Below are 25,858 nucleotides of genomic sequence, written 5' to 3' on the forward strand. Positions count from 1 at the left end.
CCACCGCTATCGGGGGCAAGCCCCCTCCCACATTTAGACTGTGCACGGCTTTGAATCAGGACTTGGGCGGATTCACTTTCTGCACGAGCTCATAGGCCCGAACCGTCGCTGGTCGTTGCTCAATGCTGTTGAACCAGCGCTGCACATGGGGGAAATCTTCCAGGCGCTGACTCTGGCGCTTATAGGAAGCAATCCACGGATAGATCGCCATATCCGCAATGCTGTAGTCCTCACCCGCCACAAAGGCGCGGTCGGCCAGGCGCCGGTCCAGTACGCCGTAAAGACGGGCGGTTTCATCGACATAGCGCTTGATCGCATAAGGAATCTTCTCCGGCGCGAACTGGCTGAAGTGATGATTCTGCCCGGCCATTGGCCCCAGCCCGCCCATTTGCCAGAACAGCCACTGCAACGCTTCCTGGCGACCACGCAGGTCCTTTGGGATGAACTGGCCGGTTTTTTCCGCGAGGTACAGCAGGATGGCGCCCGATTCGAACAGCGAAATCGGTGCGCCACCGTCTGTCGGGTGGTGATCGACGATGGCCGGGATGCGATTGTTGGGAGCGATTTTCAGAAAGTCCGGCTTGAACTGCTCACCCTGGCCGATGTTGATCGGGTGCACCTTGTAGGGCAGGCCGGCTTCTTCCAGGAACAGCGATACTTTGTGACCGTTGGGGGTAGTCCAGTAGTACAGGTCGATCATGAAGCTCTCCAAAAAGGGTGATGCTTGAGCGAATGCCTGTAGGTATAGGTGATGTTCGGTGTACGAAAATTCAATGAAACATTTGCGCATACCCTTAGACGTTTTTCACACTGCACTGTCCACCAACACCTGCAGCGATTGCTGTGAACACCTTTCGATGCGCGCCTGCACGCCGTACACCTCGGCAAACATCAGCGGGTCCAACACCTTGTCCGCTGCACCGCTGGCATACAAGCGCCCCTGGCGTAGCACGGCGATATGGTCGGCGAAACGCGCGGCGAGGTTGATGTCGTGCAGCACCACCACTGCAATCAGTTGATGTTGGCGCACCAGTCCACGTACGCAGTCCATGACTTTCAATTGGTAATTGAGGTCGAGGGCGCTGGTGGGTTCGTCCAGCAGCATGACCTGGGGGCGGCGGGCGATGAGTTGGGCGAGGCTGACCAGTTGGCGTTGGCCGCCAGATAAGGTGCTCAATAGTTGATCGGCCAAATGCGTGATGCCGATGCGCTGCAACGCCTCGAAGGCTTCACGCAGGCAGGCTTCACTGCTCAAGGGAATGCCCTCGACATTGGCCACGCGCAGCGCGGCGATCACGCTTTCCATCACGCTGAGGCTCAGGCCCGGTGGCAGGTTTTGTGGCATGTAAGTCACGCGCCGGGCACGCTCGGCCACGGACATGGCCGACAAGTCGAGGTCGCCCAAACGCACAACCCCCTGCATCTTTTCCAGCCCGGCCACGGCACGCAACAACGTGGACTTACCCGCACCGTTGGGGCCGATCAAGGCGGTCAGGCTGCCGTGGGGCAGGGAGGGCAAGCTCAGGTCATGCACAATCTGCCGACGCCCATAGCTGACATTGGCGTTGTGTACGGTTAACCCTTCACTCATAACTGCCTCCCGCGTTTGAACACCAGCATCACGAAAATCGGCACGCCCACCAGGGCGGTGACGATGCCCACCGGCACGATCACGCCGGGCATGATCCATTTGCTGGCAATCGATGACAGCGACAGCAATAAGGCGCCGGTCAAGGCGCTGGCGGGCAGTAGGAAGCGTTGGTCTTCACCCACCAGAATCCGTGCGATATGTGGACCGACCAAGCCGATAAATCCGATAGTGCCTACAAATGCCACGGCGGTGGCCGACAGCAGGCTGATACGCAACAGCGAGAAAAACCGCAGGCGCTTCACGTCCACCCCGAAGCTTTGCGCGCGGTCTTCCCCCATGCGCAGTAGGGTCAGGCGCGGGGCGGCGGCGAAGGAGAACGGCAGCACCACCGCGACCACCAGGGCCAGGATGCCGAGCTTGTCCCAGTTGGCCCGGGTTACGCTGCCCAAGGTCCAGAACACCAGTTGTTGCAGCACGTCTTCGGTGGCGACCAACTGCAGCAAGGCCACCACTGCGTTGCAACTGAACACCAGCGCGATGCCGAACAGCACCAGGCTTTCCACCCCGGCACCGCGCAAGCGTGACATGGCTTGCAGCAAAAATACCGAGGCGGCGGCGAAGATAAACGCCGAAATGGAAACCGCCGTGTTGGCCGATACCCATAGCGTGGTCACTGGAAATACGATGATCAGCGAGGCACCCAAGGCCGCCGCCGAGGACACGCCCAGGGTAAACGGGCTGGCCAGCGGGTTATTCAAGATCGCCTGCATCTCGGCCCCGGCCAGGGACAACGCGCAGCCCACCAGCACCGCCATCAGTGCGTAGGGCAGGCGCACGTTCCAGATGATCACTTGGTCGGTGGCGCTCAAGTGGGACGGGTGCAGGATGCCATCAAGCAGGGCCAGCAGGCCCATGCCCGACGGACCGCTCGCCAGGTCCACCAGAATCGCGCAGGCCAGCGCCGTACCGAGCAACGCCAGCAGCCAGGCACGCCGCGCCAGCAGGCGGCGATAGCCGTGGGTGGTGCTGGCGAGGTCGAGGGGTTGAGTGGTCATGGGGCTCACATGATTTTGAAAACGAAGAGGATCCAAATGTGGGAGCTGGCTTGCCTGCGATGGCGGTGTATCAGTCACCCAATGAGGTGGCAGACACGCCGCCATCGCAGGCAAGCCAGCTCCCACACTGACTGCATTCCAACAGAGGGGTGGAGGGTTACTTGGACTTGGCGTCAATCCAATAGGCACCTTGCAACGGCATCCCCAGGAATTGTTGGTTGATCTGCTCCATGGTCGCCTGCGGATCAAGCTTGTCGAACAACGCTGGGTGAACCCATTTGGCCAGCGCTTCAATGGCCAACAGGTTGTAAGGCGAGTTGTAGAAGTCATGCCACAGGCCATGGGCATTGCCTTCGCGGATGGCGCGCAGGTTGGCGAATTCCGGGCGGGCCAACACGCGATCAAAGGCTTCGCGTGCTTCATCGGTGCCGACGCCTGCGCCCAGGATCAACCCTGGCTTGTGGTTGCCGGTCGCCACATACACATCCGGATCGGCTTTCAGCGCGTACTCCACACTGATATCGCCCAAGGCACCCGGCACCACGTCGGCGGCGATATTGCGCCCGCCCACCAGCTTGATCACTTCGCCCATGCCGCTTTTACCGGTGGTGTGCCCCGGCGCTTGCCAGGCACCGGCCAGCAGTTCAAGGAACACACTCGGGCGCTTGCCGGCAGGCAGGGTGGCGACGGCGTCGGTAATGGCCTTGATGTGCTGGTCATAGAAAGCCAGGAAGGCATTGGCCTGGGATTCGCGTCCCAGCGCTTCACCCAGGGCCTTCATGCTGGTGTGGGTGCCTTGCACCGGGTTGATGCGAAAGTCGACAAACAACACCGGGATGCCGGCCTTGGCCAGTACATCCGCCACCGGGCTGTGTTCTGTGGGGCCGTGGCCGGAAATGCTGAACACCGCCAGATCAGGTTTCAACGACAGAATTTCCTCGGCACTGACGCTTTGTTCCGACGCCTGCCCGATCAGTGGGATGTCTTTCACCGTCGGAAACTTCGCCACGTAGGCGTTGTAGGTATGCGGGTCCAGCAGTTTCAAATCGTTCTGCCAACCTACGATGCGTTGGAACGGCGCCTCCTTGTCGAGCAAGGCAAATGCCGAAACCAAACGGCCTTCTCCGAGTACCACGCGCTTGACGTCATCCTTCACCTCGACCTTGCGGCCCAGTACGTCAGTGACTTCATGGGCCGCGGCGGTTTCGGCGTGACCGAGGAACAGCGCGGCGCACAACACGCCGAGTTTGAACAGGTGTCGGGATTTCAACATGGCGAGGGCTCCTGGAAGGGGAAAGTCAGAATTCATAATCGACACTGGCAGTGAGGGTGCGCCCGGCACCCGGGATGCCGTAGAGCTGGAAGCCATCGAGGGACGCGCCGACCTGGCTGTAATAGAACTTATTGAACACATTGTTGAGGTTGAGGTTGACCGTGGTGTCCTTGTTCACTTTGTATTGCGCCGCCACGTTGCTTAGCCAGTAACCGGGGGCTTTTTCGTGATCGCGGGTATAGATCGCATACACCCCGGACGGACCGTTGGTGTAGCTGCTGTTGTTGTTCAAGCCACCGACGTATTGGTTGTCGCTGTAGCGGCGCCGGCCGACATATTGCTCGCCGTAGCTCAGGCTCAGGGCGTCGGTGACGGCGTAGGTGGTCCACAGGTTGGCGGTCAGGTCAGGTACGTTCTTGGCTTCGGCACCTTTGTTGATGCCCTTGGTCTGGGTACTCTTGAGCGCCGAGAAACCCGCGTAGGCAGTCCAGCGCGGCGTGATATTGCCTTGCAGGCCAAGTTCTATACCGTCCACGCGCTTGGCGGGCAGGGCGCGTACCGGGGCGGATTCGCCGTCCTGGTATTCCCAGGCGTTATCCAGCTCCGTACGAAAAATCGCCGCCGTGACGTTGAGCATGTCGTGGGCAATGTCCCACTTGGTGCCCAGTTCATAGGTCTTGGATTTGGCCGGGCTGTAGTTGCTGGTACTGGCCGCGCCATAGATCTGGTTGTTGGTGGACGCGCCCAGCGCCGACGGTTGCGCCGCCTCGCTGTAGGACACGTAGATACTGCCGTTGGGCAAAGGCTTGAACACCGCGCCGACCCGACCGCTGACGGCACCGTCGGTGCTGCTGATGGTTGCTTGGCCACGTTGGCGGGTCTGGGCACGCCAGTGGTCGTAGCGCAGCGAGCCCAGGACTTGCCACTGCTCGTTGAGGGTGACGGTGTCGCCCAGATAGGCGCCGGCGTTGTCGATTACCGAGCGTGGGTCACCTTCGCCCTTGGTCACGTAGGTGCTGGCGAAGCTATGGCTGGGGTTGCTCATGTCAAAGAGCATGTCGCCGGCCGGCACCTCGGCGTTGCGTTTCAGGCCGCCGTAGGTCTCGTGGTAGAACTCAAGCCCAGATACCACCGCGTGTTGCAGGCTGCCCGTGTTGAACTTGAAGCTGAAATCGGTCTGGTTATCCAGGATGGTGTAGCGCTTGGACAAACCGAAGTCGCTGCCGCGCAGGATGCCGTAGCCGGTATTGCTGTTGTTCACGTAGTCGGTGTAGGCATTCACCGTGCTGCCCGGTACTTGGCTGATCGGGCCTACACCGGTGTAGCCCAAGGTCGCACAGCGTGTGCCGCTGCAGGTTTTTTTACCGTTGGTGTCGGCGGCGAAAAAGCGTGCCGGGGACAGTACGGCGAAGTTGTCGCTGCGTTCCCAGCGCGTCTGGTTGCGCAGGTTGGCGTCATTCCAGTCGAAGTCGTGTTCGAAGCGGGCGGTCAGCGAGGTGGTTTCGTTCTCTTGGGTGTACAGGCTGGAGGCGCCGTACCAATTGGAGCGTTTTACCCCAGGCATGCGGTGGCCGTCGGTGCCACGCTGGATCGGCACGCCGCCGTCCGGCGTGTTGGTGTCTTTTTGGTAGAAAGTGTCGACGAAAAAGCGCGTGTCGGTGCCCAGGCCGAAGCCGAAGGACGTCGCGATGCCCCAGCGGTCGTAGTCCACGTCGTCGCGGTCGGCCACTTGGTTGTAGTGCTTCATCAGGTTGATGCGGACGGCGGTGGTGTCATTGATTTGTTTGTTCAGGTCGGCGGTAAGGCGGCGGTAGCTGTCGGTGCCGATGCCGGCCGAGATTTTATTGGCGTCGCCCAAGTGTGCTTCTTTACTGACCAGGTTGACGCTGCCGCCCACTGCGGATACCCCGGACTCGATCGAGCCGGTGCCCTTGAACACTTCCGCCTGTTGCAGGTTGAACGTGTCGGTACGGGTCGACATACCAGCATCGCGCACGCCATCGACGGTCAGGCTCTGCTCGGAGGAAAACCCACGGATCGAAAACAGATCGCCCCAGCCCAGGTTGCCTTCACCCGACATGAAGGTAATGCCCGGCACATTGCGCAGCACTTCCTGCAGGGTTTGCGCGTTCTGCTCCTTGAGCACTTGCTGCGGCACGATGGTCACGCTTTGCGGCGCGTCCAGCAGCGGCTGGCTGATTTTGGCCGAGGTGACCCGGTCTACCTTGAAGGTGGAGGATGCTTCTCCGTCGACCTTGATTTCCGGCAGGTTCAACACCGAATCGTTGGGAGCGGCGGCGGCCGCATCGGCCCACGCCGTCGGAGCGACACTGCCGGCGGCCAGCAGGCCGAACATCGGCGCAAGGGTAGAGTGCAGAGGGTGACGCTGGGGTGTAGGCGAAGTCATTCAGGGCGATCCGAGCTAAATTACAATTAATCTCATTTAGATTCGGTAGTCTAAAGACCGCTTCCCGATGCAAGGCCGTGGCTTTGTATTGCTGATGCACGATTATCGTTGCCCACAACATTCCATTACATTTGCGAGCGCTGCCGGCTGAACTTTCGGCTATCTCCTGCGCTTTGAGTTTTTCGGATTGACTGCCCATGGCCAAGCAAGACCACCTATTGATCGTTGATGACGATCCGCAAATCCGCCAACTGCTTTGCGAGTACCTCAGCGACGCCGGTTTCCAGGTGTCCACCGCCGCTGATGGCAAGGAAATGCGTCGCCGGCTGGCACTGAACGTCATCGACCTGATCGTACTCGACCTGATGCTGCCCGGTGAGGACGGCCTGAGCTTGTGTCGCGAACTGCGGGTGAGTTCCAACACGCCAGTGGTGATGCTCACGGCCAAGGGTTCGTTGATCGACCGCATCGTCGGTCTGGAGATCGGCGCGGATGACTATCTACCCAAACCCTTCGACCCTCGTGAGTTATTGGTACGAATCAAAGTGGTGTTGCGTCGGGCGCAGAGTTTTCCAGACCGCGCACGCTTGGATGAGGCGCCGAGTATTCGTTTCGCTGGCTGGCAGCTCGACACTCGGGCGCGGCAATTGCTATCGCCAGAGGGCGTGGTCGTTAGCCTAGGCAACTCGGACTACCGCGTGCTGCGCTTGCTGCTGCAGCACCCCAATCGCCCGTTGAACCGCGATTTTCTGCTCAACCATGTGTTCGACAAGGACAGCACGCCGTTCGACCGCTCCATCGACGTATGCGTCAGCCGCCTGCGTTCGCAATTGCCCGCAGGACTGATTAAAACCGTGCGCAACGAGGGTTACATGCTCACCGCCGATGACGTGGTACTGGAGCCGTGAGACTGTTGCCGCGTTCGCTGTTCGGGCGGCTGGTACTGATCCTGGTCAGCGGCATGCTCGCGGCCCAGGCCCTGACCAGCAGCATCTGGTACGACCGGCGCCATGGCCAGGTGCTGGAAATCCCCGCGCGGCTGATCGCTACGCGCCTGGCGGATGTGGTTCGCCTGGTGCACAGCGATCCGCAGCAGGCCGATCTACTGATCAAGTTGCTCGACAGCCCGCACTTTCATCTGACGCTCAGCGACCAGGCCAGCAATACCGCCAGTACCCTGACCGACAGCGACCTGCCCACCGAACGGTTGATCAAGAACGTCCTGTCGGAAAAAACCGGCTACGCCCAAACCTTGATCCTGCTGCGTCTGTCGCTGGTGGATGGCCAAGGGCAAACGGCGGGCCTTTCTACATTGCTTGGTTCCAAGCCAGTGGTGGGACAATTCCTGATCGACCTGCGCCTGCCCGATGGGCGCTGGTTGCAGGTGGACGCCAGCGAGGAGCAGGGCTGGACCAGCACGTCGCCATTGGATTTGTTGTTCGACTACGTGATGCGTATTTACTTGCTGCGGGTGCTGGTACTGGTGCTCATCGCGTTGGTGGCGGTGCGCCTCGCGATTCGCCCGCTCAATGCCTTGGCCAAAGCCGCCGAAGCCCTGGGCCGGGACATCCAACGTCCCCCCTTGTCGGTAGATGGCCCGACGGAGGTGCGCCGCGCTGCCCAGGCGTTCAACGCCATGCAGCAGCGCCTGATCGCCAACATCGCCGAGCGCACGCGGTTTCTCGCGGCGATTTCCCATGACCTGCGTTCGCCAATCACACGCCTGCGCCTGCGTACGGAAATGCTTGATGACACCCGCACCAAGGAGCGTTTTCGCGCCGACCTGGAAGAAATGGAGCACATGGTCTCCAGCACCCTGGACTTTGTCAGCAGCGGCGAAATCAACGAGACGCGGCAGAATATCGACATCAATGCGTTGCTGCAGAGCTTGCAGGCGGACCTGCAGGACGTGGGTGAACGCGTGATTATCGAAGGTCGAGCGAAACAACCGTTGCCCGGTTATGCCCGCAGCCTCAAGCGCTGTGTGCAGAACCTGCTGGAGAACGCCGTGCGCTATGGCCGTGACGTGGTGGTGCGGGTCGAGGATCAGGCGGACAGCCTGAAGATCATCATCAACGACCGTGGGCCGGGGATTCCCCAAGAGCAGCTGGAGCAGGTGATGGAGCCGTTCTACCGCGTGGAAGGCTCACGCAATGCCGAAACCGGCGGCTATGGGTTGGGGTTGAGCATTGCGCACACGATTGCTCGAGCGCATGAGGGGCGGTTGAGTTTGAGTAATCGCGAGGGTGGGGGATTGGAAGTGGTGTTGCTATTTCAGCGCAAATCCTGAAATTTGGAATGCGATTAAACATGTGGGAGGGGGCTTGCCCCCGATTGCGGACTGTCAGTCACTGCATTGGGTGACTGAGCTACCGCTATCGGGAGCAAGCCCCCTCCCACATTTGGATTTTCAGTGTGGCTGGTGCCAGGGGAAATCGCTTACGCCCCGTGGCACTTCTTGAATTTCTTCGCACTGCCGCACGGGCAAGGATCGTTGCGACCAACGTCCTTCAAGGCATTGCGCACCGGCTCCTGGTGAGCGTGGCCGCAGTTCGGGCCGTGGACATGGCCGTGGTCGTGATCATGGTGATCGTGATCGTGGTTGCAGTCAGGACCATGGACATGGGGTTGCTGGGTCATCGATGTCGCTCCGGAATAAAATCGCCGGGGATTATCTCGCCATTGTGGGCCACCTGCACGTCATTACCGATGAATAATCCGGTTTTCAGCTCACCTTCCAGGCGATAGGGCACGGGCTTGGTGGGGTTTTTCAGCATTTGCACCACGTCCCGTATCTGTGGCCACAGGTTGGTACGCACCGTCACCCGAAAAAAACCGTGGCTGCGCGGTGGTACGGTCAGCCATTCGTTGGACTCGCCTTCGGTCAGTACGAAGTCACCCAAGGTGACCTTGTAGATCAGGCCGCGCACGGTCAGGTCGGCGTCGTCGCGGTTGTCCACGCGAAACCACAGTTTGAATTTCTGCTCCAGCAACTTGGCGCGCACCACTTCGACTTTGACCAGCGCGACGTGGGGCGCTGGCGCATCATCTTCAAACCACGAGGCGCAGCCGGTCAGGCCCAGGGTTAACGCCAGCATCAAGCTGTAGATCCGAAGCATGGCGTTATCCCTGTCAGGTGGTTAGAGGTAGCTGGAACAGCACTTCTTGAACTTCTGCCCGCTGCCGCACAAACATACATCATTACGTCCGGCCTTCACCTCAACCGTCGGGTCGATGAAGTACCAGCGTCCGTCGTTCTGTACGAAAGAGGACTGCTCACGGTGGCTATGTTCGCCAGTGCTGTCATGCCAGCGTGCGGTAAAGGTGACGAAAGCGTGTTCCGGTTGGCCGCCAAACACCTCGGAGCTTTCCACTTCGAGGCCCAGCCAAGTGCTCTGGGCACTCCAGGCGGCGATGGCTGCGCGGTCCAGTCCGGCCTGTTGCGCAGGCAGAGTGGTTGCGACCAGATAGTCCACCAGGCCTAGCACATAGGCGCTGTAGCGCGAGCGCATCAGCGCGGTGGCACAAGGCGCCGGGTGGCCTGCGTGATAGTGGCCGCAGCAGGCATCCAGCAGGTTGCCGCTGCCGCAAGGGCAAATGGATGTGCTCATCCATTCCGGAGCCTTACTAACTGTTACATTGGTTTTATTATCCATAAATCAGATACTTACCTAATCTAACTATTTTTTTGGTTTTTTTGGAGCGGTTCAAGTATATCTGCGCAATTGTCATTCCATGGAGGCCCCCTATCGTGAGCGCTGGTCCGAGGTGGCATTGGCCCTAATGGCTCACTTCGGTCTGGGGCATGCCTCCTTGCGCCAGTGGCAATGATCTCCGGATCATCTCCTGATGGTAAGAACAATGGAACCCGACTCATCAACCAATCGCCATCTCGTTTAAGGTTGTGTGGGGAAGGGCCCAAGAAACGGCCAAAGGAAATGAAGAGCTGCGTCGATCCGAGGAGGGACCGGGACTCAATGACGCGCGGCAGATCGACCGCGCCATCCTCATGCGGTACGCCACCCACGTACGTGAGCAGGTTGATCAGGGCAACGTTGGCATTGCCACCGCGCAGAACCGCCTGTCCAGTGTCAACCGAACCATGGCTGCGCTGCGCGGTGATCAGTACGTCAAAATCCCCTGTCCGAGCAAGGCGCTGGGCCTGCGGCGCTCAGGCGTGCGTCGTGAGGCACCGCAAGGCCAAGACCGGGTGCAGGTCCGGTTGATTGCGCAAGCGTTGTCGGAGCATGAGCAATCGAGGGTGAGTGCCATTGTGCTCTTGGCCCGGGAGACCGGCATGCGCCTGCGCGAAGCGATCTTGGCGGACCTGCCACGGCTGCAACGAGAAGCCCAACGACTGGGCAAGATCAATATCCAGGACGGCACCAAAGGCGGTCGATCAGGGGCCTCGGCACCGCGTTGGGTCGCCGGTCACGGATCAAATCCGTGGTGCCCTGGATAGAGCCTGCGAGGCGTCACCCAGTAGCAGTCGGAACCTGTTAGCACCCAACGAGAGCTACAAAGGCTTTATGCAATCAGTCGTGCGGCCGGCACGGGACCTCCTGCATGAGCAGGGATTGAAAGGCTTTCATGAGCTGCGGGCGGCTTACGCCTGTGAGCGCTATGAACAACTGACCGGCTTCTCCGTACCGGTGCGCCCGACTACCCAGAGCAATTGCAGCACCTGTTCGAGTGCACGCCGGTGTACCTGCTGGCAGGGGAGCGCTTGGTGTCAGGTTGGGACATCCCGGCCTGGGCACGTTCTGCCAGCCACGGCCTGACCTTGATGCCGGATACCGGCCATCCGATGATGCTGGAGAACCCGGCCGGTTTTGCTCAGCGTTTGGCCGCGATCCTCGTACAGCTTGACCAGCAGACGGCACGGGCCTAAGGCGCGGGCCGCAACTGCAAGGTGCTTTGGGTGGTCCGGGCAATGTCCGTCGAGGACAGGTGCAGCGATTGATACTCGCCACGCACAAAGGGCAGGGCCTGGTCCTGATAGTGCCGGTTGAAGGGAACACCGCTCTGCCCCACAGGCAGTATGCCCTGCGCCTGGTCCGGCATAGCCAGGTCGATTACCCGGCGCGTTGAAGGACCGTAGGTGACCGACCAAGGCGCGGCGCTTAGTGGCGCAGAGAAATTGTTCGGCACTTCATGGCTGCCGGGTACCGCGTAAGGGCCCACGTTAAGCAGCGGCGCCAGCAGTTTTTGACTGCCCAGCGGATGCATCTGGGTCAGTTGGTGCGCTTTGCCCCATTGCCAATGCGTAGTGTCGCTACCGAGGGTGGCCTGCAGGTGCGCGACGCTGGTCTTCCAGGCGCGCACCACCACATCGGCGCGCTGCTGGACCGCCGGTTGAGTCTTGTTCTGCCACCAGGGTGAATGCTCATCGGCGGCCAGGCGCGGCAAGGCGGCATCCAGGATGCGGGTGGCGAGCAGGTTCTGGAACATCACATCACCGAGTTCATCGTGCAAGGCGCCGTAGCTGAGGTCAAAGAGGAACTGGCTGAACAGCGTGGGATTGATCGAGTCCAGCGGGTAATCGCCCGGCCATTGCGCAAGCCCCTCCAGCCACTGGCGTTGCAGTGGGTCATCAATCGCTGTCCGCAGGATCGGCAATAGCGGTTGCAATACACGCTGGGCGTAGCCGGTTTGTGTATTGAGCTGCAGCTGCTTGCTCTTGTCGATGCTCCAGTGCGCGTCCTGGGCCAATTGCTGGTTCAGGCGTTGGCCACGGTCGGGCAGGTTGTAATAGCCAGGTATTTTCCGGCCGTCAGGTGAGGCGGGCTGGGCGTTGGCGGAGACGATATAGCCCTTGGCCGGGTTTTCTTCATGGGGATTGGCGCTGAAGGGGTAGTAGCCGAGCTTATCGGCCTGGTCGGTGCCGCCATCGAGGATGAAATTCGGATCGACCTGTGGGGGCCGCTTGGGCAGACCTGCTGCGGCCCACCAGGCAATGTCGCCCTGGGCATTGGCGTAGACCACGTTGAGTCCCGGCGCCTTGATCAGCGCCGCCGCCGAGCGGGCCTTGTCCAAGGTGTCGGCACGGTTGAGCTGATAGAAGGCGTCCACCACCGGATTGGGGCCGTCCAGGTACGCCCACCACATTGCGATGGGGCGGCCGAGGGCATTCTCGCCCAGTGCGTCATTGATGATCGGGCCGTGGGGCGAGCGTCGCAGGCGCAGCATGACGGGGTCGGCATCATGCACTTCGATACGCTGTTGTTCTTCCTCCAATGTTACCCAATGGCCCTGATACCAGACCTGTTCGGGATTGTCAGGGTTGGCGGTTTCGGCAATCAAGTCGATGTCGTCGTTCTGGAACATGGTCAGGGTCCAGGCGAACGCGTTGTTGTGCCCCAGCAAGGCGAACGGCACTAGGCTTTCATAGTCGCCGTAGAGTTCGAAGCCGGGAGCGTTGAGGTGCGCCTCGTACCAGACTGACGGCACCGAAAAACGAATGTGCGGATCACCTGCCAGCAGCGGCTTGCCGCTTTGGTTGCGTTGGCCGGACACGACCCAGGCGTTACTGCCCTCCATTTGCGGCAGCCCGGCGTCGCTCACGGCCTGTTCGCTGAGTTGTGCCAAGGCAGTTAGGGATTTCCAGTCTTCGCCGGTCAGGGGCTGGCCGGCAATCGTGCCCTGCGGGTTCCAACTGCGATCGAACAGGTCCAGGTAAGGCTCACCTAAGGTGTCCCTGACATAGGTCAGCAAGGGCTCGGTACGAAACGCTGCGGCAAAGCTGTAAGCCATGTACCCGACCACGCTGTAGACGTCCTGCGCGGTGAACGGCCGTCTTTCAATTCCGAGCAGGTCGAACTCAACCGGGCGCGGGCCCTGCTGTTGGTAGGCATTGATACCGTCCAGGTAGGCCTGCAAGGCGTGCCATGTCGGACTGTCATGATCGGCGTGAGTCACCTGCCAGTCAGCCTGCTCCCGGATGCGCAGCGTGCGAAAGAGTTTGTCGGTGGGCAGTAGCTTACTGCCCAGTACCGCCGCCAATTCACCACGGGCCAGGCGCCGCAGCATTTCCATCTGGAACAGGCGCTCCTGTGCATGCACGTAGCCCAGGGCACGGTACGCATCTGCTTGATTACCAGCGGTGATATGCGGCACGCCGCGTTCATCGAACTGCACGTTGACCGGCGCCTGCAGCCCGGGCAGGTCAGCCACCCCCTGGCGGCGCGGCTGTTTGCCATACAGGTATAGAGATACACCGACGGCGCCAATCAACAGCACGATAATCAACGCAGCGCCGCTACGTTTGAACCGGCGTGACCGCACCACAGCAGTGGCGGGGGTATTGAGTGCGGTCATGGCATGTCCAACCTTTGGCGCGCAGGGCGTAGCCTATCCAGAATGTTAAGTAAGGGGCCGGTCATGACGGTGGTGACCACGGTCATGATGACGAAGAGGGTGAACAACTCCTTGCCGATAATCCCCAGGTCGAGTCCGACTTTTAATACCACCAGTTCCATCAGTCCCCTGGCGTTCATCAGTACCCCGACGCTCAGTGCTACTGGTGCTGGATAACCGGCCAGACGCGCGCCCAATGCACTGCCCAGCAATTTGCCACAGATGGCCACCAGCAGCACCAGGGCCAGGAGGCTGATACCCACACCGGAAAACGTCGCGGCAGTAGTGTTGAGCCCGGCCAAGGCGAAGAAGCTGGGCATCAACACGATCACCGCCATGTGTTCTACGCGCTCGACCAGCATGTTCAGCAGCCGTTGATCGCGAGGCAGGCACGCGCCGAAGAGGAACGCGCCAAACACGGCGTGCACCTGCAACCATTCGGTGATGCTGCCGTAGAGCAGTGCTCCACAGAGCAGTACCGCGAGCAAGGGCAGCGTGCTCGTGTTGTCCAGTGCGGTTATCCACCGAGCCAGCAACGGACGCACGCACCAGAATGAGGCGGCGCACAGCGCCAATAGGCCGCACAGCCTGAGGATGAGAGCCTGCCATTGATGATCCAACTGCAAGCTCATGGCCGTGATAGCCAACAACACCCACGCGCAAATATCACTCACGGCGGCAGCCATCAGCGAGAGCGCACCGACTTCGCTATCGAGCATCTGCCGTTCCTTGAGAATGCGCGCCAGCACCGGAAAGGCGGTTACCGAAAAAAGCGTTGCAATGAACAGGGTAAAGCCCAGGTGCGGTGTGCCGGCAGGCGCGAAGGTGCTGTAGAGGGCGGGCGTGATCGCAATGCCCAGTGCGAAGGGCAGGACGATGCTGCTGCCGGCGACCAGCAAGACTTTGCCCAGTGCGTTGGCCGAGCGCTGAACCGGCATTCGAAACTCGGCGCCGACGACGAACATAAATAATAGGATGCCCAGGTCACTGAGTACTTTTAAGTGGGTGACGGTGTCGCCCTTAAATAGTGCATGGTGTGCCTCGGGAAATAGCAGGCCCAGAACTAATGGCCCCAATATAAAGCCGGCGATCATTTCACCAACCACTTCCGGTTGCCCTAACTTCTTTAGAGCGGCACCCGCTACCTTGGCCGTTAATATTATAAAAACGATGGGCAGGAAGAGCATATGACTACCTTGTCCGATTAGTTGAGGGCTAGCGACGCCGAGCGTCTATTTATCGCTTGCTTGCGGGTCGGCGCTGGATCCTAGCGGAGTGGTCAAAGTTAAAAAACCTACCTGATCTGGTAGTTTTTTTTGTCCAGATGAACCTGTTAGGTTTTGCTCACTACCGTTGCGGCGCGATTTGTAAGCGTGTGCGGTTCTTGTTCAATGATTACCCGGAAGGTCGATTATGCGAGACGCGATATTTATTATTATTCATGGTGCTTTGGTTGAAGTTAATGCCACGCGCAAAGAAAAGATCGATTTATCGAGTATCGATTCGCTGGCGCTTTATGGGACCACGGGCGTATTCGATTCCATGCAACTGGTGAGTTTCCTCGCGGCGGTGGAAGAAGGCCTGGACGACGAACTTGGCATTGAGATTTCGTTGACCTCGGAAAAGGCTGTGTCCCAGACCATCAGCCCTTTCAGCAGCGTCAGTTGTCTGATGGCTTTCATCATTGCCGAGCAACAGCCGTTGTTGGCATCCGCCTGACTGACACCCAGCAGGGAGCACTGACGTGAACGTGACGGTTCGTAGGGCGCTGAGCGCTGATATGTATCCCGTGTGTAAGTTATTGCGCGAATCTACCTTGAACTCCAACTGGATTGGGGTAAGCGTGCGCAAGCGCATGTTTAGCGATGTGTGGTCCGGCGGTGAAGACTACTTTGGCTACGTGATGCTCGACGGCGACACGGTGGTGGGGTTTCTGGGTTTGCTCTTTACCACTCAGCCCTGTAACGGCGAGCAGCGTTTCTGCGAGCTGCATAGTTGGTATGTACAGGCCGAGTACCGCAAGGAAAGCTTGAAGCTGCTGCTGCCGGTGCTGTCAATGCGCAAGGTCACGCTTCTTAACTACACGCCTACACCGGACGTTTATGAGATCAGTAAAAAGTTCGGTTTTACCGATCTGGAAACCGACTTGCGGCTGATTTACCCGCTGCCCAACCCGTTGAGCATTCGCCGGCGCTATCGTCTGGAAACCGATATTCATCGGGTTGCTGGCTGGTTGAATGAGCAAGAAGCCGCGTTGTTCCAGGACCACGTTGGGGTGGAGTGCCGACACCTGATGATTGTCGATTCGCAGACGGCAGAATCTTGCTACCTGATCGTCAAGCGTATGACCCGACGCTGGTTCGAACCCATCGGCCGAGTGCTCTATATCGGAAACCCGGCGCTGTTCGCGCGCAGCCTCGACAGTTGGCGGTTGTCATTATGTCTGCGCCTGCGTGTGCAATGCCTGGTGAGTAATGCCGAGGAACTGGCCGAGTGGTCCCTGAGTGGTTCGCGGGTTATCAAGCGCGAAGTACCGTCGTTGGTAAAACGTGCCTCATGCAGTTCACAGAATATTCAAATTAAACCGCTGTATAGCTTGCCGTTACTTATCGGCTATAAGTTGCATTGATATGATTATATTGCTGACCGGTACGCGCAAAGGCGTGGGCAAAGAAGCGGCATTGTATTTTCTCGAACACGGCCATGTCGTCGTCGGCTGCAGTCGCGGAGAAGGTTCAATTGAGCATGAGCGATATATGCACTTCTGCTTGGATCTGAATGACGCCAGTGCCGTCAGGAATATGATTAAGCATGTCCGTCTCGCCCATGGGAGGTTGGATGTGCTGATTAATAACGCGGGTGAGGCGAATATGGCGCCGTTTCAACTAACGCCCACTGAAACCGCTCACGATTTATTTGCCAGCAATGTATTCGGGCTGATCAATGTGACCCGTGAAGCCGTCAAGTTAATGCAAAAGAATGACGGCCCCAGTGCCATCGTCAATATCTCTACTGTGGCGACGCACTGGGCCATTCCTGGCCAGTCGGTCTATGCCGCGAGCAAGGCTGCGGTGGAGCAACTGACGCGCACCTTGAGCAAGGAGCTGTCCGGCTTTGGTATTCGCGTCAACAACCTGGTACTGCCGCTGTATCGCAGTTCCCTGACTCGCACACTTCCTCAAGAGATTAAACAGAAAATGATTGAACGCCAGACGATTGCCAGGCCCTGCGTGTTTGCCGATCTGATCGGGCCATTGACGTTTCTGATCTCCAGTCAGTCGGCCTTTGTCACTGGTGAGACCTTGAGTCTGGGCGGTGTGCAATGAGTCGCGAAGCCTTGCTCGCAACACTGGGCGAAACCGCAGAGCGCACGGCGCTGGTGCACGGTGAACGGCAGTGCACTTACGCCGAACTGCTGACTCGGGTGCGGCAATGCCTCGGGTGGCTGATCGACCAAGGCGTCAAGCCGGGCGATGCGGTGGTCCTCCACACGGATTACGGCGTGTCGGCGGTCTCCGCGTTGCTGGCCCTGTACCTGAACCGCAACATTGTCGCGCCGCTGGTGGATCTCAGTGAGCGAGCCCTGCTGACCTTGCAGGGCGCCGCACACTGTGAGCACCGCATCGAGATTATTGACGAGAACTGGGTCCATCACGGGTTGGTACAGCAAGCCACCGATGACATCCCCGCTTACTACAACGCGCTGCGTGACAAGGGCCGTGCCGGCCTGGTGCTGCTGAGCAGCGGCAGCACCGGGGCGCCCAAGGCGATCCTGCACGACTTTGATGATCTGGTCGACACCAAGTTGGGCAAGGAACACAAAAAGCCGATGTCGATATTGATGTTCCTGCTGTTTGATCACATTGGCGGCTTGAACTCGTTGCTCAACACCCTGACCGTCGGCGGTTGCGCGGTGATGCCGGTGGACCGCGCGCCTGAGGCCATCTGCGCGCTGATCGCACGGCATGGCGTCAAAGTCGTCCCCGTCAGCCCGACTTTTCTCAACCTGATCCTCATGGGCCGGCATCAAGAACAGCATGACCTGTCGTCGGTACGGCTGATTACCTATGGCACGGAAAGCATGCAGCAAAGCCTGCTCAAGCGTGTCCAGCAGGCATTTCCCAAGGCCAAGATGCTGCAAACTTTCGGCACCAGCGAAACCGGGATCAGTGCCACGGTCAGCCAGTCTTCGGCCAGCACCTTCTTCAAGCTGGCGGACACCAACACCCAGTTTCGGATTGTCGACGGTGAGTTGCAGCTCAAGACCCGCAGCCAGTTCGTCGGCTACCTGAATCAGGCCACCGATAACGTCACCGAGGACGGCTGGTTCCGCACCGGCGACCTGGTGGAGCAGAACGAAGAAGGCTACTTGCGCATCCAGGGGCGGCAAAAGGAACTGATCAACGTGGGGGGGCTGAAGGTGCTGCCTACCGAGATCGAGGATGTGATGCTGCGCAGCGCGCTGATCGACGATTGCGTGGTGTACGGCATGCCTAACGCCATTACCGGCCAGGCCGTACACATGGATGTAAAGGCCAGCGGTTTCGCCTGCAAGAAGGCCCTCAAGCAGTATGTGCTTGAACATCTGGCCGCTTGCCTGGAGGCCTATAAGTTGCCGGTCAAGGTCAACAAGGTCGATGAAATCGCGTTTTCCAACCGCTTCAAGAAAACCCGTGCGGTGGCCTCATGAGCGCAATCGTGATCCTTGGCTCCGGGCGATTTGCGCTGGAACTGGCGAGCTACCTGCAAGAAATCGAGCCCTCAGCGGTGGTGCGCCACCTGGCGGTGCAGGACGAAGGCGAGGTCGCCGCCGTGGTCGTACCATGGCCCGCCGACGTCCTGGACGTGGGTGATCGCTACGTGCTGGGCGTATCTGATATCACCTTGCGCCAAACGTTGATCGACGCGTATTTCAGCGACGGTCGCTTGTCGGCCCCCAACTTCATTCATCCCTCGGTGCGCCATCGCCTGGACCTTAGCGCCAGTCGCGGCAATGTGATCGCCGCCGACTGCCATATGGGTGTCAATACCCGGATCGGTTCCTGGAACATGATCAATTACCACTGCAGCGTGGGTCATCACTCGCAGTTGGGTGACAACAACTTCCTATCGCCGCATTTCAATGCCGGCAACAGCATAACCCTCGGTAGCCGTTGTTTCATCGGGCTCAGCACGGTGGTCACGCCGCAGACGGTGATCGAAGACGATGTCACGGTTCAAGCCGGTTGCACCCTCAGCGACTGCATTCCGGCCCATTCGCATTGCACATCCACAGCCCGTCAGAAAATCCTTCAACTGGTCTAAAGGAGTAGTACCCGCATGAACAAGTCTGCACACGTCATTATCATGGGCGGTGGTCCAGCTGGCAGTATCGCCGCGTTGACTCTGCAAAAGCTTGGGCACCAGGTGACGGTGTTCGAGAAAGAGAAGTTCCCGCGCTACCGGGTTGGAGAGTCCTTCCTACCGGGCACACTGTCCATCCTGCATCGCCTGGGGTTGAGCGAAAAGATCGAGCAAGCGGGCTACGTGCTCAAGCCTTCGGCCACCTTCCTGTGGGGCAAGACCGAGGCACCATGGACCTTCTCGTTCAGCACGCCTAAGACCGAAGACTGGGTGTTCGACCACGCCATCCAGGTACTGCGTTCGGACTTTGACCAGATGCTGCTCGACACCTGCCGCGAGCGCGGCGTGCGGGTGTTCGAAGAGGCCGCCGTGATCGACGTGGGTACCGAGCAAGCCGACAAGATCAGCGTGACCGTTCGCCACAAGAACGAACTCAGCGAGTTCACCAGCGACTACTTGATCGACGCCTCGGGCAGCAACAGCCCGCTGGTGCGCAAACTGGAGCTGCGCGAGTACGACGAGTTCTACAAAAGCGTGGCACTGTGGTCGTACTTCAAGACCCCGGACCCGTTCAAGAACGACCTCAATGGCACCACCTTCTCGATTACCTTCGAAGACGGCTGGATCTGGATGATCCCGCTCAAGGACGGTATCTACAGCGTCGGCACCATCGTCGACCAGAGCAAGCTGACCGACATCAAGACTCTTGGCCTGAATGCGTTCTATGACAAGACCTTATCCAAGAGCGAGCGCGCCCTGTCGATCCTCAATGGTGTAGAGCGTTCAGAAGACGTGAAGCTGGTTCGTGACTGGTCGTACGAAACCAAATGCTTTTCCCGTGACCGCTTTTTCCTCTGTGGTGATTCGGCCTGCTTCACCGACCCGCTGTTCTCCCAAGGCGTGCACCTGGCTTCGCAGTCCGCCGTCAGCGCCGCCAGCAGCATCGACTACCTGATGCAGAACCCCGAGCAGAGCGACAAGGTGCACGCCTGGTACAACCGCAGCTATAGCGAGACCTACAACCAGTACCACGAGTTTCTGGCGTCCTTCTATACCTTTGCCTCGTTCACGGAGCCGGCGTCCGAGTTCTGGACAAAGCGCCGCATCAGCGAGTCGGCGGACGAACGCTTGAAGCGTAAAGAGTGGTTTGAGCAACTGGTCAACGGCGAGAAACAGAACCGCCCGCAGATCGGCGATTTCAAGGACCGCGCCTCGACCATGATCGCGATCGGCCGGCACCAGCGCGACGAGCTGACCGACGAGTTCATGGACGCAGAGCTGAACCCAGCCCGTGTTCGCTGGATTTCCGATTTGACCAAGCAACTGAACCGCGTCGTAAGGTTCGACTGGTTGGGCGATCAGGTTGAGACCGCCGAGTACTTCAAGATCGAGCCCCTGAGCTTCAAGCTGAGCCTCAAGCAGATCCTCTCCAACGGCGCTGGCAAGGACATGACCAAGTACACCGTCAGCGATGCATTGGTGCAGTTGTTCAAGGACCTCAACGAACAGGGTTTCGGCTACAAAGAGTTGATGGTGCGCCTCAACGACGTGGGCGAAGTGAATTCATCGCAGTTTGTGATCCGCCTGATGGAAGCCGGTTTGATCGATGGTTTCGACAAGTACGGGCAGAAGGTGCTGGTGCAGGATCGCCTGCGCTTCGACGGGGTGGGGGTTGAATATGAAGTGTGACGAGGCGTTCAACTGGCTGTTCCTGGCGGGTGTCGGTAACTCCGGCGACACCCACTGGCAGCGACACTGGAGGGCCGAGCATCCGGATTCACTGTGGCTGGAGCACCGTGACTGGGATAACCCTGACTGCGAGGAATGGGTCGCCGATTTGCAGGCGCTGCTGGCTCGCCAGCAGCAACCGGTGGTGGTGGTTGCCCATAGCCTCGGTTGCCTGCTGTTGCTTGAGTGGGCCGCGCGCCATCGCTCGGAGCTGATGCGCGGGGCGTTTCTGGTCGCGGTGCCGGACCCCCATAGCGCGCAATTCCCGGCAGAGGCCCGCGGTTTCCGACCGGCTGATCAACTGGCGAGCGATTTTCCGATCACGCTGGTCACCAGCCAGAACGATCCCTACGGTGACCTCGCCTATGCCCAGCGCAGTGCACATAAGCTGAGGTGTGCGTGCGCGAACCTGGGCGAGTTGGGTCACATCAATGGGAAGTCGGAGTTGGGCTACTGGGATCAGGGCTATAACCTCCTGCAATCCTTCACGCGGTCACTGAGCCGCTGAGTGACGATCGCACACAGGTCGCTCAGGCGGCCTGTGTTTCGTTTATCCATCAGGACGATGCTATGTCAGCTAATGCTGCATCTGTGCTGCCAGGCGATGAGCTTGGGGCCGCATTATCGCCGTTGATCAAAGGGGGCGCACAGGGGCAGTGCCACCGTATCCCGGTGCAGGCCCAATTTGACGGGTACAGCGTGCCGGGCCTGCTGGTGGTTCAAGGTGAGGCCAATTGCCTTCTTGAGCTGCCCGCCGGGACGTACCGCGCCAGTATCGCGCCGGTCAGCGTGGCGCTGTACTTCCAACAGAACCTGCATCACCCGGCGGTGCCAGTGAAAATGCGGGGGCGCTGGACACCCAGCCAGCAACCTTGCCTTGAGCTGGTCAACAGCGGTCCCAAGCCGGCTCATCTGAATGAGTGCGAGCGTTGTGAAGGGGCCCTCAAGGCGTTGGCGCACAGCCCCGTGTTGTTCAATCGCCGCCTGAGCCTGGACCTGCTTTACCTCAGCCCGCTCAACGGCGTGTTCGAGGTGATGGACCACGATGTGGTGATCGTGTGCGGCATGGACCTTGAACTGCAGTTCAACTGTCCGTGGAGTGGCCTGGCCATTGCGCGTGTGCAGGTGCTCGGGCGTTTCGAAGAGCACGGGCGCTGGCTTTGCCATTTTCGCGTGCTGGACACCCCGTCGAGCCGCGCTGTGGCGTTGATGTTGCTGTGTCGGCAACGGCACTTCACGTTTGACAGCCTGCCGGCGGCTCTGCGCAAGGGGGCGGCGGTTGACCGCCTGATCAACGTCGCGATTATCCAAGGCGCCGATGCACTGGAAGAAGTGCTTGCCTGTCGGCTGGCGGCCAATCGGAACTACGGGCGTCTTGAATACGTGCAGGACCCGCACACCTTGTGGGACGAATGGGACCCCTACGCCATTCAGGTCTGTGCTCGATTGGGCAACAAGTGCGTGGGGAGCGGGCGTGTGGTGATCAACAGCAGCCACCGCGAGCGCTGCGAGATCGAAGTGTCGACGCCTCTGCCCGTCTGGTTGTGGGACGCAGGTTTTGTCGAGATGTCGCGGGTTGCAGTATTGCCCGAATACGCCGGGCACCGTGTGATGCTGGCCTTGCTGCGTGAGCTGGGCAGGGTCGCGCTGCACCTACGCAGTCGCTACATCGTGCTGGATGCCATTGAGATCCTGGTGCCGGTGTATACCCGTTTAGGCGCGCAATGCCTGCAGATCACGAAAAAACATCCGTACAGCGGTGAAACCGTACGCGTGATGTACTTCGACGTCGGCCGATTGCTCAGCCGCCTGAACTGGCATTTGCCTCAGTGGCTCTACGTATTCGGGCCGACCATCGAGCACAGTGTGCATCGTCAGCAAATTGGCGCTTTGGCCGCTCAATTTCGTGTGTCGTCCATGGGCATCCGGGTTAAATGGGGGATTGCGAGTGCGCTCAAAAAACTCAGGGGTTAGCCCTTCTATCGTGCGCCTGGTGAGCTCGATTGCGTCGGCCACGCTATATGCCGGTTGGGTGGCGTTCTGTGCACGGCACCTGCCCTGGACCGCCATGGCGCAATCAGCACTGGCGCAGTGGTTGCTCAGTTTTGCGGCGACCTTTGCATTTTCGGCCTTCATCAGTCGCCGGATCGGCTGTAGCTCGCGCCAGGCAGTTGCAGTACATGCGGCAGCCGTGGCGATGCTGATCTATGCGGCTATCCTGCTGACTGTTCACTTGGCCATCGGCACTCCCAACCCGCTGTTGACCTTGCTGCCGGTGCTGAGCCTGGCGGGGGCTTACGCCTTGTTCTTTGCGTGCCTACAAGTGCGCCACAACCTGCGCGAACAACCGGTGTGAGCGCAGTGCGGTTGGTGGTGTTTCCCGTACATGCTGTGGCGGATCTTGGCTGGCAGGGAACATTGGACGCCGAGCAACTGCAGCAGGCCGCGCGCCTGTGCGAGCGGCGACGGGCCCGCTACCTCAATGCTCGTGTGGCCTTGCGCTTGACCATCGCCGAGCTGCTGCACTGCGACCCTGGGCAGGTGATTATCGAGCAGGAGCCCAGCGGGCAATTGCGCGTGCGCAGCGAGCCGCCGCTGTTCGCCAGTGTGACGTACTCGCAGCGTCTGGGCGTGCTGGTGGTGGGAACGTCCGCTGTAGGCCTGGATTACGAGGAGGGTGCCGCCCCGGTATTCTGGCGCAGTGCGGTGCGTCGCTACTTTTGTGACAGCGAACGTACGTGGCTGCAAGGCCGTGATATCCATACGCAGGAAACCGACTTCGTCTGGTTATGGACCCGGCGCGAGAGTTTGGTCAAATACCGCGGTTCCGGGATTCGCGGGGATATGCGCTGCCTGTGTAGGCGGTACGGGGCCACCGCACCGTACCAGCACAGCTTCACGCTGGCAGGCGGAGTGGGCACACTCACGGGTGATGCGCTGACCGTCGAGCTGTCGCCCATGTGGCTGGCCTTGTGTGGTCACGAGTCGTTTAACCTGGGGTTCAGTTGGTACGCGGCGCCTGTCGGGATGGGATGTTGCTTCAAATCTGAATAAGATGCATCGACAGTGCCTGCACCACGGCAGCACTGCGGCTCGAGACGCTGAACTTGCGTCGAATATTCTTGAAATGGAAGTCCACGTTGGCTTCCGAGCAGCTGCAAATATTCGAAATCTCCCAACTGGTCTTGCCGAAGGCACTCCAGCGCAATATCTCTTTTTCTCGCTGCGTCAGTTTGATCTGGGCGGCAGGCACTTCGCGCGTCACCGGTGCCATTACGCGCAAGGCGGCCTGCAGCGCCGCGTCCCTGAGCATCAGCAAGGTCCCCATCTGACGCCTGATCAGCCATTGCGCCTGATCAGTATCACTCGCTTCAAGACTGAGGCTCAGCGTACCGAATTGGCCCTGGGGGCCGTGCAAGGCAAAGGTCACGCCATATTCGAGGCCGTGAGCCAGGGCCAGCTCGCGCAGGTTGACGTGCTGCGGCGAACTAAACAATGCCTCGGTCCAAATGATCGGGGTGACGTTCTCCATGCAGTGTAGTTGCACCGGATCTATCTTGGCGTAACCGGCTTGTTCGTACGCCTCGCGCAAGGCCTGGGGGAAATCGCCAATCCGGTTGCACGCGTGTGCGTTCCTGCTGGAGCTCAGGCACAGCTGAAACCGGCCGAAGCCCAGCTGCAGCACACGTTCCTTCAAGCAGGCCATCAACTCATTGCTGGTGGTGATGCACAGCAGGTCCAAGAAGGGCTCAAGTGCTTGCGAAATCATCGTTCATTCCTTTTTTAAGTGATTACCAGCTCAGCCCGGAGGGTGTTGATCAACGATTCATCAGCCATATCGACGCGGCTACAAGCATCCCTCCCAAACCTTGCCACAGGGAGAGTTGGGTGTTGAGAACGACCCAGGACAACAGCACCGCAAACAAAGGCGCTAGAAACAGAAAACCACTGGTGCTGGCTGCGTCTGAGCGTTTCAATGCCACAAACCACAGCCCGAACGAGCCGGTCGAGGCGGGTATAGCCAGCCAGGCAAACCAGCCCCACTGCTGCGCCGTGAGGTGGGCCGGCCAGTGTTCGCCGGCCAGCACAGCACAGACGAGCGCCCCCAGGGCGCCGATAAACATTTGCCAGAAGCTCAAGGCCCAAGTGCCCATGGGCAGCGGGTTGCGCTTGATGATCAGGGTCGCGGCGGCCCAGTTCAGGGCCGCACCCAGTGCCAGGGTCACACCGATCCACGCACCCGGTTGGGCGCCCTGCGCCAGGTCTGCACCCACGGCCAGCGCTACACCGATCACGCCGATCACCAGGCCCAGCAGGCGAATGGCCCTGAGCGATTGCTTGAAGAACAGCCGATTGCCCACGGCGACCCACACCGGGTTGGTAAACAGCAGGATTGCGGCAGTGGAGGCCGACACCGTACGCATCGCCAGGAATAGCAGGCTCATCACGACAGCGGTTTGGGTCAGGCCAATGACGGCGATTACGCGCATTTGCCGGGCGTTCAGGTGGCGCGGAAACAGGGCGGCGCCCCAGGCACGCCCTTCGAGCATTACCAAGGGCAAGGTCGCCAGCGCCGCCAACATGAACCGCGCGCCCACCAGCATCAACGGGTCGAACTCTTGGTTGAGCAGCACTTTGCCGGAGACGAAGCTTGAACCCATCAAAAACGTGGACGCCAGGATCGTCACGGCAAAGCCCAGGTAGCCACGGGTGCCGCTCGCTCTAGCAGTGATTGACACCACCATCAGCGAATTTCAATCCGCAACGGCTCGGCGCGGCTCGGCATAAACGGTGCGATCAGCCGTTGGATTAGTCGCTTGGCGGGCTCTTCCTGCGCTGGCGCCAGGGCGATCTGCAACACGCCTGCGCCATCGATCAAGGCTGTACCGGCGCTCAGGCGCAGGTCCTGGTGTTGCTCCAGAAACAGATCGCAGCCTTCCCAGCTCACCCAGTGACTGCCACTGAGCGAGCGCGCAATGATGTCTTGATTGAAGCGCAGCGACATCAATTCCGCTGCGTGCAGGTGAACATAAACCCACTCTGGCTCGCGGTCTGCCCAGGCATGAGGATTAGTGCTGGAAGTGACTGATCGCGTGCGCACCCTG

The 25,858-nt window shown here is 59.8% G+C and carries 26 protein-coding genes and 1 pseudogene; 14 read left to right on the forward strand and 13 right to left on the reverse strand.

Annotation, left to right across the window (positions count from 1 at the left end; genetic code table 11):
- Positions 1-55: 55 nt before the first annotated feature.
- From AC07V4_RS15560 to AC07V4_RS15580, 5 genes are all read right to left on the reverse strand, one after another.
- Positions 56-700 carry a glutathione binding-like protein gene (locus AC07V4_RS15560; protein WP_492637023.1) on the reverse strand — a complete coding sequence of 215 codons (645 nt, stop codon included), beginning with the start codon at positions 698-700 and terminating at the stop codon, positions 56-58.
- A gap of 105 nt (positions 701-805) precedes the next feature.
- Positions 806-1,591: an ABC transporter ATP-binding protein gene (locus AC07V4_RS15565; RefSeq protein WP_492637022.1), complete on the reverse strand. Its 786-nt coding sequence runs from the start codon at positions 1,589-1,591 to the stop codon at positions 806-808.
- Positions 1,588-2,646 (reverse strand): FecCD family ABC transporter permease, encoded by a 1,059-nt coding sequence (locus AC07V4_RS15570; RefSeq protein WP_492637021.1) that lies wholly within the window; start codon positions 2,644-2,646, stop codon positions 1,588-1,590. Before AC07V4_RS15570 ends, AC07V4_RS15565 begins: the two co-directional genes overlap by 4 nt.
- Positions 2,647-2,803: 157 nt before the next feature.
- The gene (locus tag AC07V4_RS15575; protein ID WP_492637020.1) at positions 2,804-3,919 is read right to left on the reverse strand and encodes an ABC transporter substrate-binding protein; all 1,116 of its coding nucleotides are present in this window, start codon (positions 3,917-3,919) and stop codon (positions 2,804-2,806) included.
- Between the two features lie 25 nt (positions 3,920-3,944).
- Positions 3,945-6,326, reverse strand: coding sequence for a TonB-dependent receptor (locus AC07V4_RS15580; RefSeq protein ID WP_492637019.1), 2,382 nt, complete (start codon positions 6,324-6,326; stop codon positions 3,945-3,947).
- 197 nt (positions 6,327-6,523) lie between these two features.
- On the opposite strand from AC07V4_RS15580, the gene AC07V4_RS15585 reads away from it, so the two are divergent.
- Both AC07V4_RS15585 and AC07V4_RS15590 read left to right on the forward strand, forming a co-directional pair.
- Positions 6,524-7,234 carry a response regulator gene (locus tag AC07V4_RS15585; RefSeq protein ID WP_492637018.1) on the forward strand — a complete coding sequence of 237 codons (711 nt, stop codon included), beginning with the start codon at positions 6,524-6,526 and terminating at the stop codon, positions 7,232-7,234.
- Complete coding sequence (locus tag AC07V4_RS15590; protein ID WP_492637017.1) at positions 7,231-8,616, forward strand: ATP-binding protein; 1,386 nt, start codon at positions 7,231-7,233, stop codon at positions 8,614-8,616. The genes AC07V4_RS15585 and AC07V4_RS15590 overlap by 4 nt, the downstream gene beginning before the upstream one ends.
- 149 nt (positions 8,617-8,765) lie before the next feature.
- Here AC07V4_RS15590 and AC07V4_RS15595 read toward each other — a convergent pair whose 3' ends face one another.
- From AC07V4_RS15595 to AC07V4_RS15605, 3 genes are read right to left on the reverse strand one after another with little or no spacing between them, the layout of a single operon-like run.
- Entirely contained in the window at positions 8,766-8,966 is a 201-nt protein-coding gene (locus tag AC07V4_RS15595; protein ID WP_026136698.1) for an SEC-C metal-binding domain-containing protein, read from the reverse strand.
- Positions 8,963-9,445 carry an LEA/WHy family protein gene (locus AC07V4_RS15600; protein WP_431752041.1) on the reverse strand — a complete coding sequence of 161 codons (483 nt, stop codon included), beginning with the start codon at positions 9,443-9,445 and terminating at the stop codon, positions 8,963-8,965. Before AC07V4_RS15600 ends, AC07V4_RS15595 begins: the two co-directional genes overlap by 4 nt.
- Positions 9,446-9,466: 21 nt before the next feature.
- Positions 9,467-9,937 (reverse strand): YchJ family protein, encoded by a 471-nt coding sequence (locus tag AC07V4_RS15605; RefSeq protein WP_431752042.1) that lies wholly within the window; start codon positions 9,935-9,937, stop codon positions 9,467-9,469.
- Positions 9,938-10,278: 341 nt separating this feature from the next.
- On the opposite strand from AC07V4_RS15605, the pseudogene AC07V4_RS15610 reads away from it, so the two are divergent.
- Both AC07V4_RS15610 and AC07V4_RS15615 read left to right on the forward strand, forming a co-directional pair.
- Positions 10,279-10,981: pseudogene (locus AC07V4_RS15610) on the forward strand (integrase domain-containing protein); the annotation flags it as partial.
- A 20-nt stretch (positions 10,982-11,001) separates the two neighbouring features.
- A complete protein-coding gene (locus AC07V4_RS15615) occupies positions 11,002-11,217 on the forward strand; it encodes a hypothetical protein (RefSeq protein WP_492637190.1) in 216 nt (71 codons plus the stop codon).
- On the opposite strand, the gene AC07V4_RS15620 is transcribed toward AC07V4_RS15615, so the two are convergent.
- Together AC07V4_RS15620 and AC07V4_RS15625 are read right to left on the reverse strand one after the other, a co-directional pair.
- The gene (locus tag AC07V4_RS15620; protein WP_492637016.1) at positions 11,214-13,643 is read right to left on the reverse strand and encodes a penicillin acylase family protein; all 2,430 of its coding nucleotides are present in this window, start codon (positions 13,641-13,643) and stop codon (positions 11,214-11,216) included. The two genes, AC07V4_RS15615 and AC07V4_RS15620, sit on opposite strands and share 4 nt — an antisense overlap.
- A complete protein-coding gene (locus AC07V4_RS15625) occupies positions 13,640-14,869 on the reverse strand; it encodes a cation:proton antiporter domain-containing protein (RefSeq protein WP_492637015.1) in 1,230 nt (409 codons plus the stop codon). The genes AC07V4_RS15620 and AC07V4_RS15625 overlap by 4 nt, the downstream gene beginning before the upstream one ends.
- Positions 14,870-15,095: 226 nt before the next feature.
- Here AC07V4_RS15625 and AC07V4_RS15630 point away from each other — a divergent pair, with 226 nt between their 5' ends.
- The 10 genes from AC07V4_RS15630 to AC07V4_RS15675 all read left to right on the forward strand — a co-directional run bounded on the left by AC07V4_RS15630 (position 15,096) and on the right by AC07V4_RS15675 (position 23,807).
- Positions 15,096-15,401, forward strand: coding sequence for a hypothetical protein (locus tag AC07V4_RS15630; RefSeq protein ID WP_492637014.1), 306 nt, complete (start codon positions 15,096-15,098; stop codon positions 15,399-15,401).
- Positions 15,402-15,498: 97 nt separating this feature from the next.
- Positions 15,499-16,311, forward strand: coding sequence for a hypothetical protein (locus tag AC07V4_RS15635; protein ID WP_492637013.1), 813 nt, complete (start codon positions 15,499-15,501; stop codon positions 16,309-16,311).
- 1 nt (position 16,312) lies between these two features.
- Positions 16,313-17,008 (forward strand): SDR family NAD(P)-dependent oxidoreductase, encoded by a 696-nt coding sequence (locus AC07V4_RS15640; RefSeq protein WP_492637012.1) that lies wholly within the window; start codon positions 16,313-16,315, stop codon positions 17,006-17,008.
- A complete protein-coding gene (locus AC07V4_RS15645; protein WP_492637011.1) occupies positions 17,005-18,372 on the forward strand; it encodes a class I adenylate-forming enzyme family protein in 1,368 nt (455 codons plus the stop codon). The genes AC07V4_RS15640 and AC07V4_RS15645 overlap by 4 nt, the downstream gene beginning before the upstream one ends.
- Entirely contained in the window at positions 18,369-18,986 is a 618-nt protein-coding gene (locus AC07V4_RS15650) for an LbetaH domain-containing protein (RefSeq protein WP_492637010.1), read from the forward strand. Before AC07V4_RS15645 ends, AC07V4_RS15650 begins: the two co-directional genes overlap by 4 nt.
- Positions 18,987-19,001: 15 nt before the next feature.
- Entirely contained in the window at positions 19,002-20,714 is a 1,713-nt protein-coding gene (gene cmlS, locus AC07V4_RS15655; RefSeq protein ID WP_492637009.1) for a chloramphenicol-biosynthetic FADH2-dependent halogenase CmlS, read from the forward strand.
- A complete protein-coding gene (locus tag AC07V4_RS15660) occupies positions 20,704-21,261 on the forward strand; it encodes an RBBP9/YdeN family alpha/beta hydrolase (protein ID WP_492637008.1) in 558 nt (185 codons plus the stop codon). The genes cmlS and AC07V4_RS15660 overlap by 11 nt, the downstream gene beginning before the upstream one ends.
- A gap of 62 nt (positions 21,262-21,323) precedes the next feature.
- Complete coding sequence (locus AC07V4_RS15665) at positions 21,324-22,727, forward strand: GNAT family N-acetyltransferase (RefSeq protein WP_492637007.1); 1,404 nt, start codon at positions 21,324-21,326, stop codon at positions 22,725-22,727.
- Positions 22,728-22,746: 19 nt separating this feature from the next.
- Complete coding sequence (locus AC07V4_RS15670; RefSeq protein ID WP_492637006.1) at positions 22,747-23,109, forward strand: hypothetical protein; 363 nt, start codon at positions 22,747-22,749, stop codon at positions 23,107-23,109.
- Positions 23,106-23,807 (forward strand): 4'-phosphopantetheinyl transferase family protein, encoded by a 702-nt coding sequence (locus tag AC07V4_RS15675; RefSeq protein WP_492637005.1) that lies wholly within the window; start codon positions 23,106-23,108, stop codon positions 23,805-23,807. Before AC07V4_RS15670 ends, AC07V4_RS15675 begins: the two co-directional genes overlap by 4 nt.
- Here the strand turns inward: AC07V4_RS15675 and AC07V4_RS15680 are convergent.
- The 3 genes from AC07V4_RS15680 to AC07V4_RS15690 form a co-directional block, all read right to left on the reverse strand.
- Entirely contained in the window at positions 23,794-24,495 is a 702-nt protein-coding gene (locus AC07V4_RS15680) for a helix-turn-helix transcriptional regulator (protein ID WP_492637004.1), read from the reverse strand. The genes AC07V4_RS15675 and AC07V4_RS15680 overlap by 14 nt on opposite strands.
- Before the next feature lie 76 nt (positions 24,496-24,571).
- Positions 24,572-25,498, reverse strand: a complete 927-nt coding sequence (locus AC07V4_RS15685) for a DMT family transporter (protein WP_492637003.1) — start codon at positions 25,496-25,498, stop codon at positions 24,572-24,574.
- Positions 25,498-25,854: a hypothetical protein gene (locus tag AC07V4_RS15690; protein ID WP_492637002.1), complete on the reverse strand. Its 357-nt coding sequence runs from the start codon at positions 25,852-25,854 to the stop codon at positions 25,498-25,500. The genes AC07V4_RS15685 and AC07V4_RS15690 overlap by 1 nt, the downstream gene beginning before the upstream one ends.
- Positions 25,855-25,858 lie beyond the last annotated feature (4 nt).

Source organism: Pseudomonas sp. GW821-FHT03A09 (genome assembly GCF_059421065.1).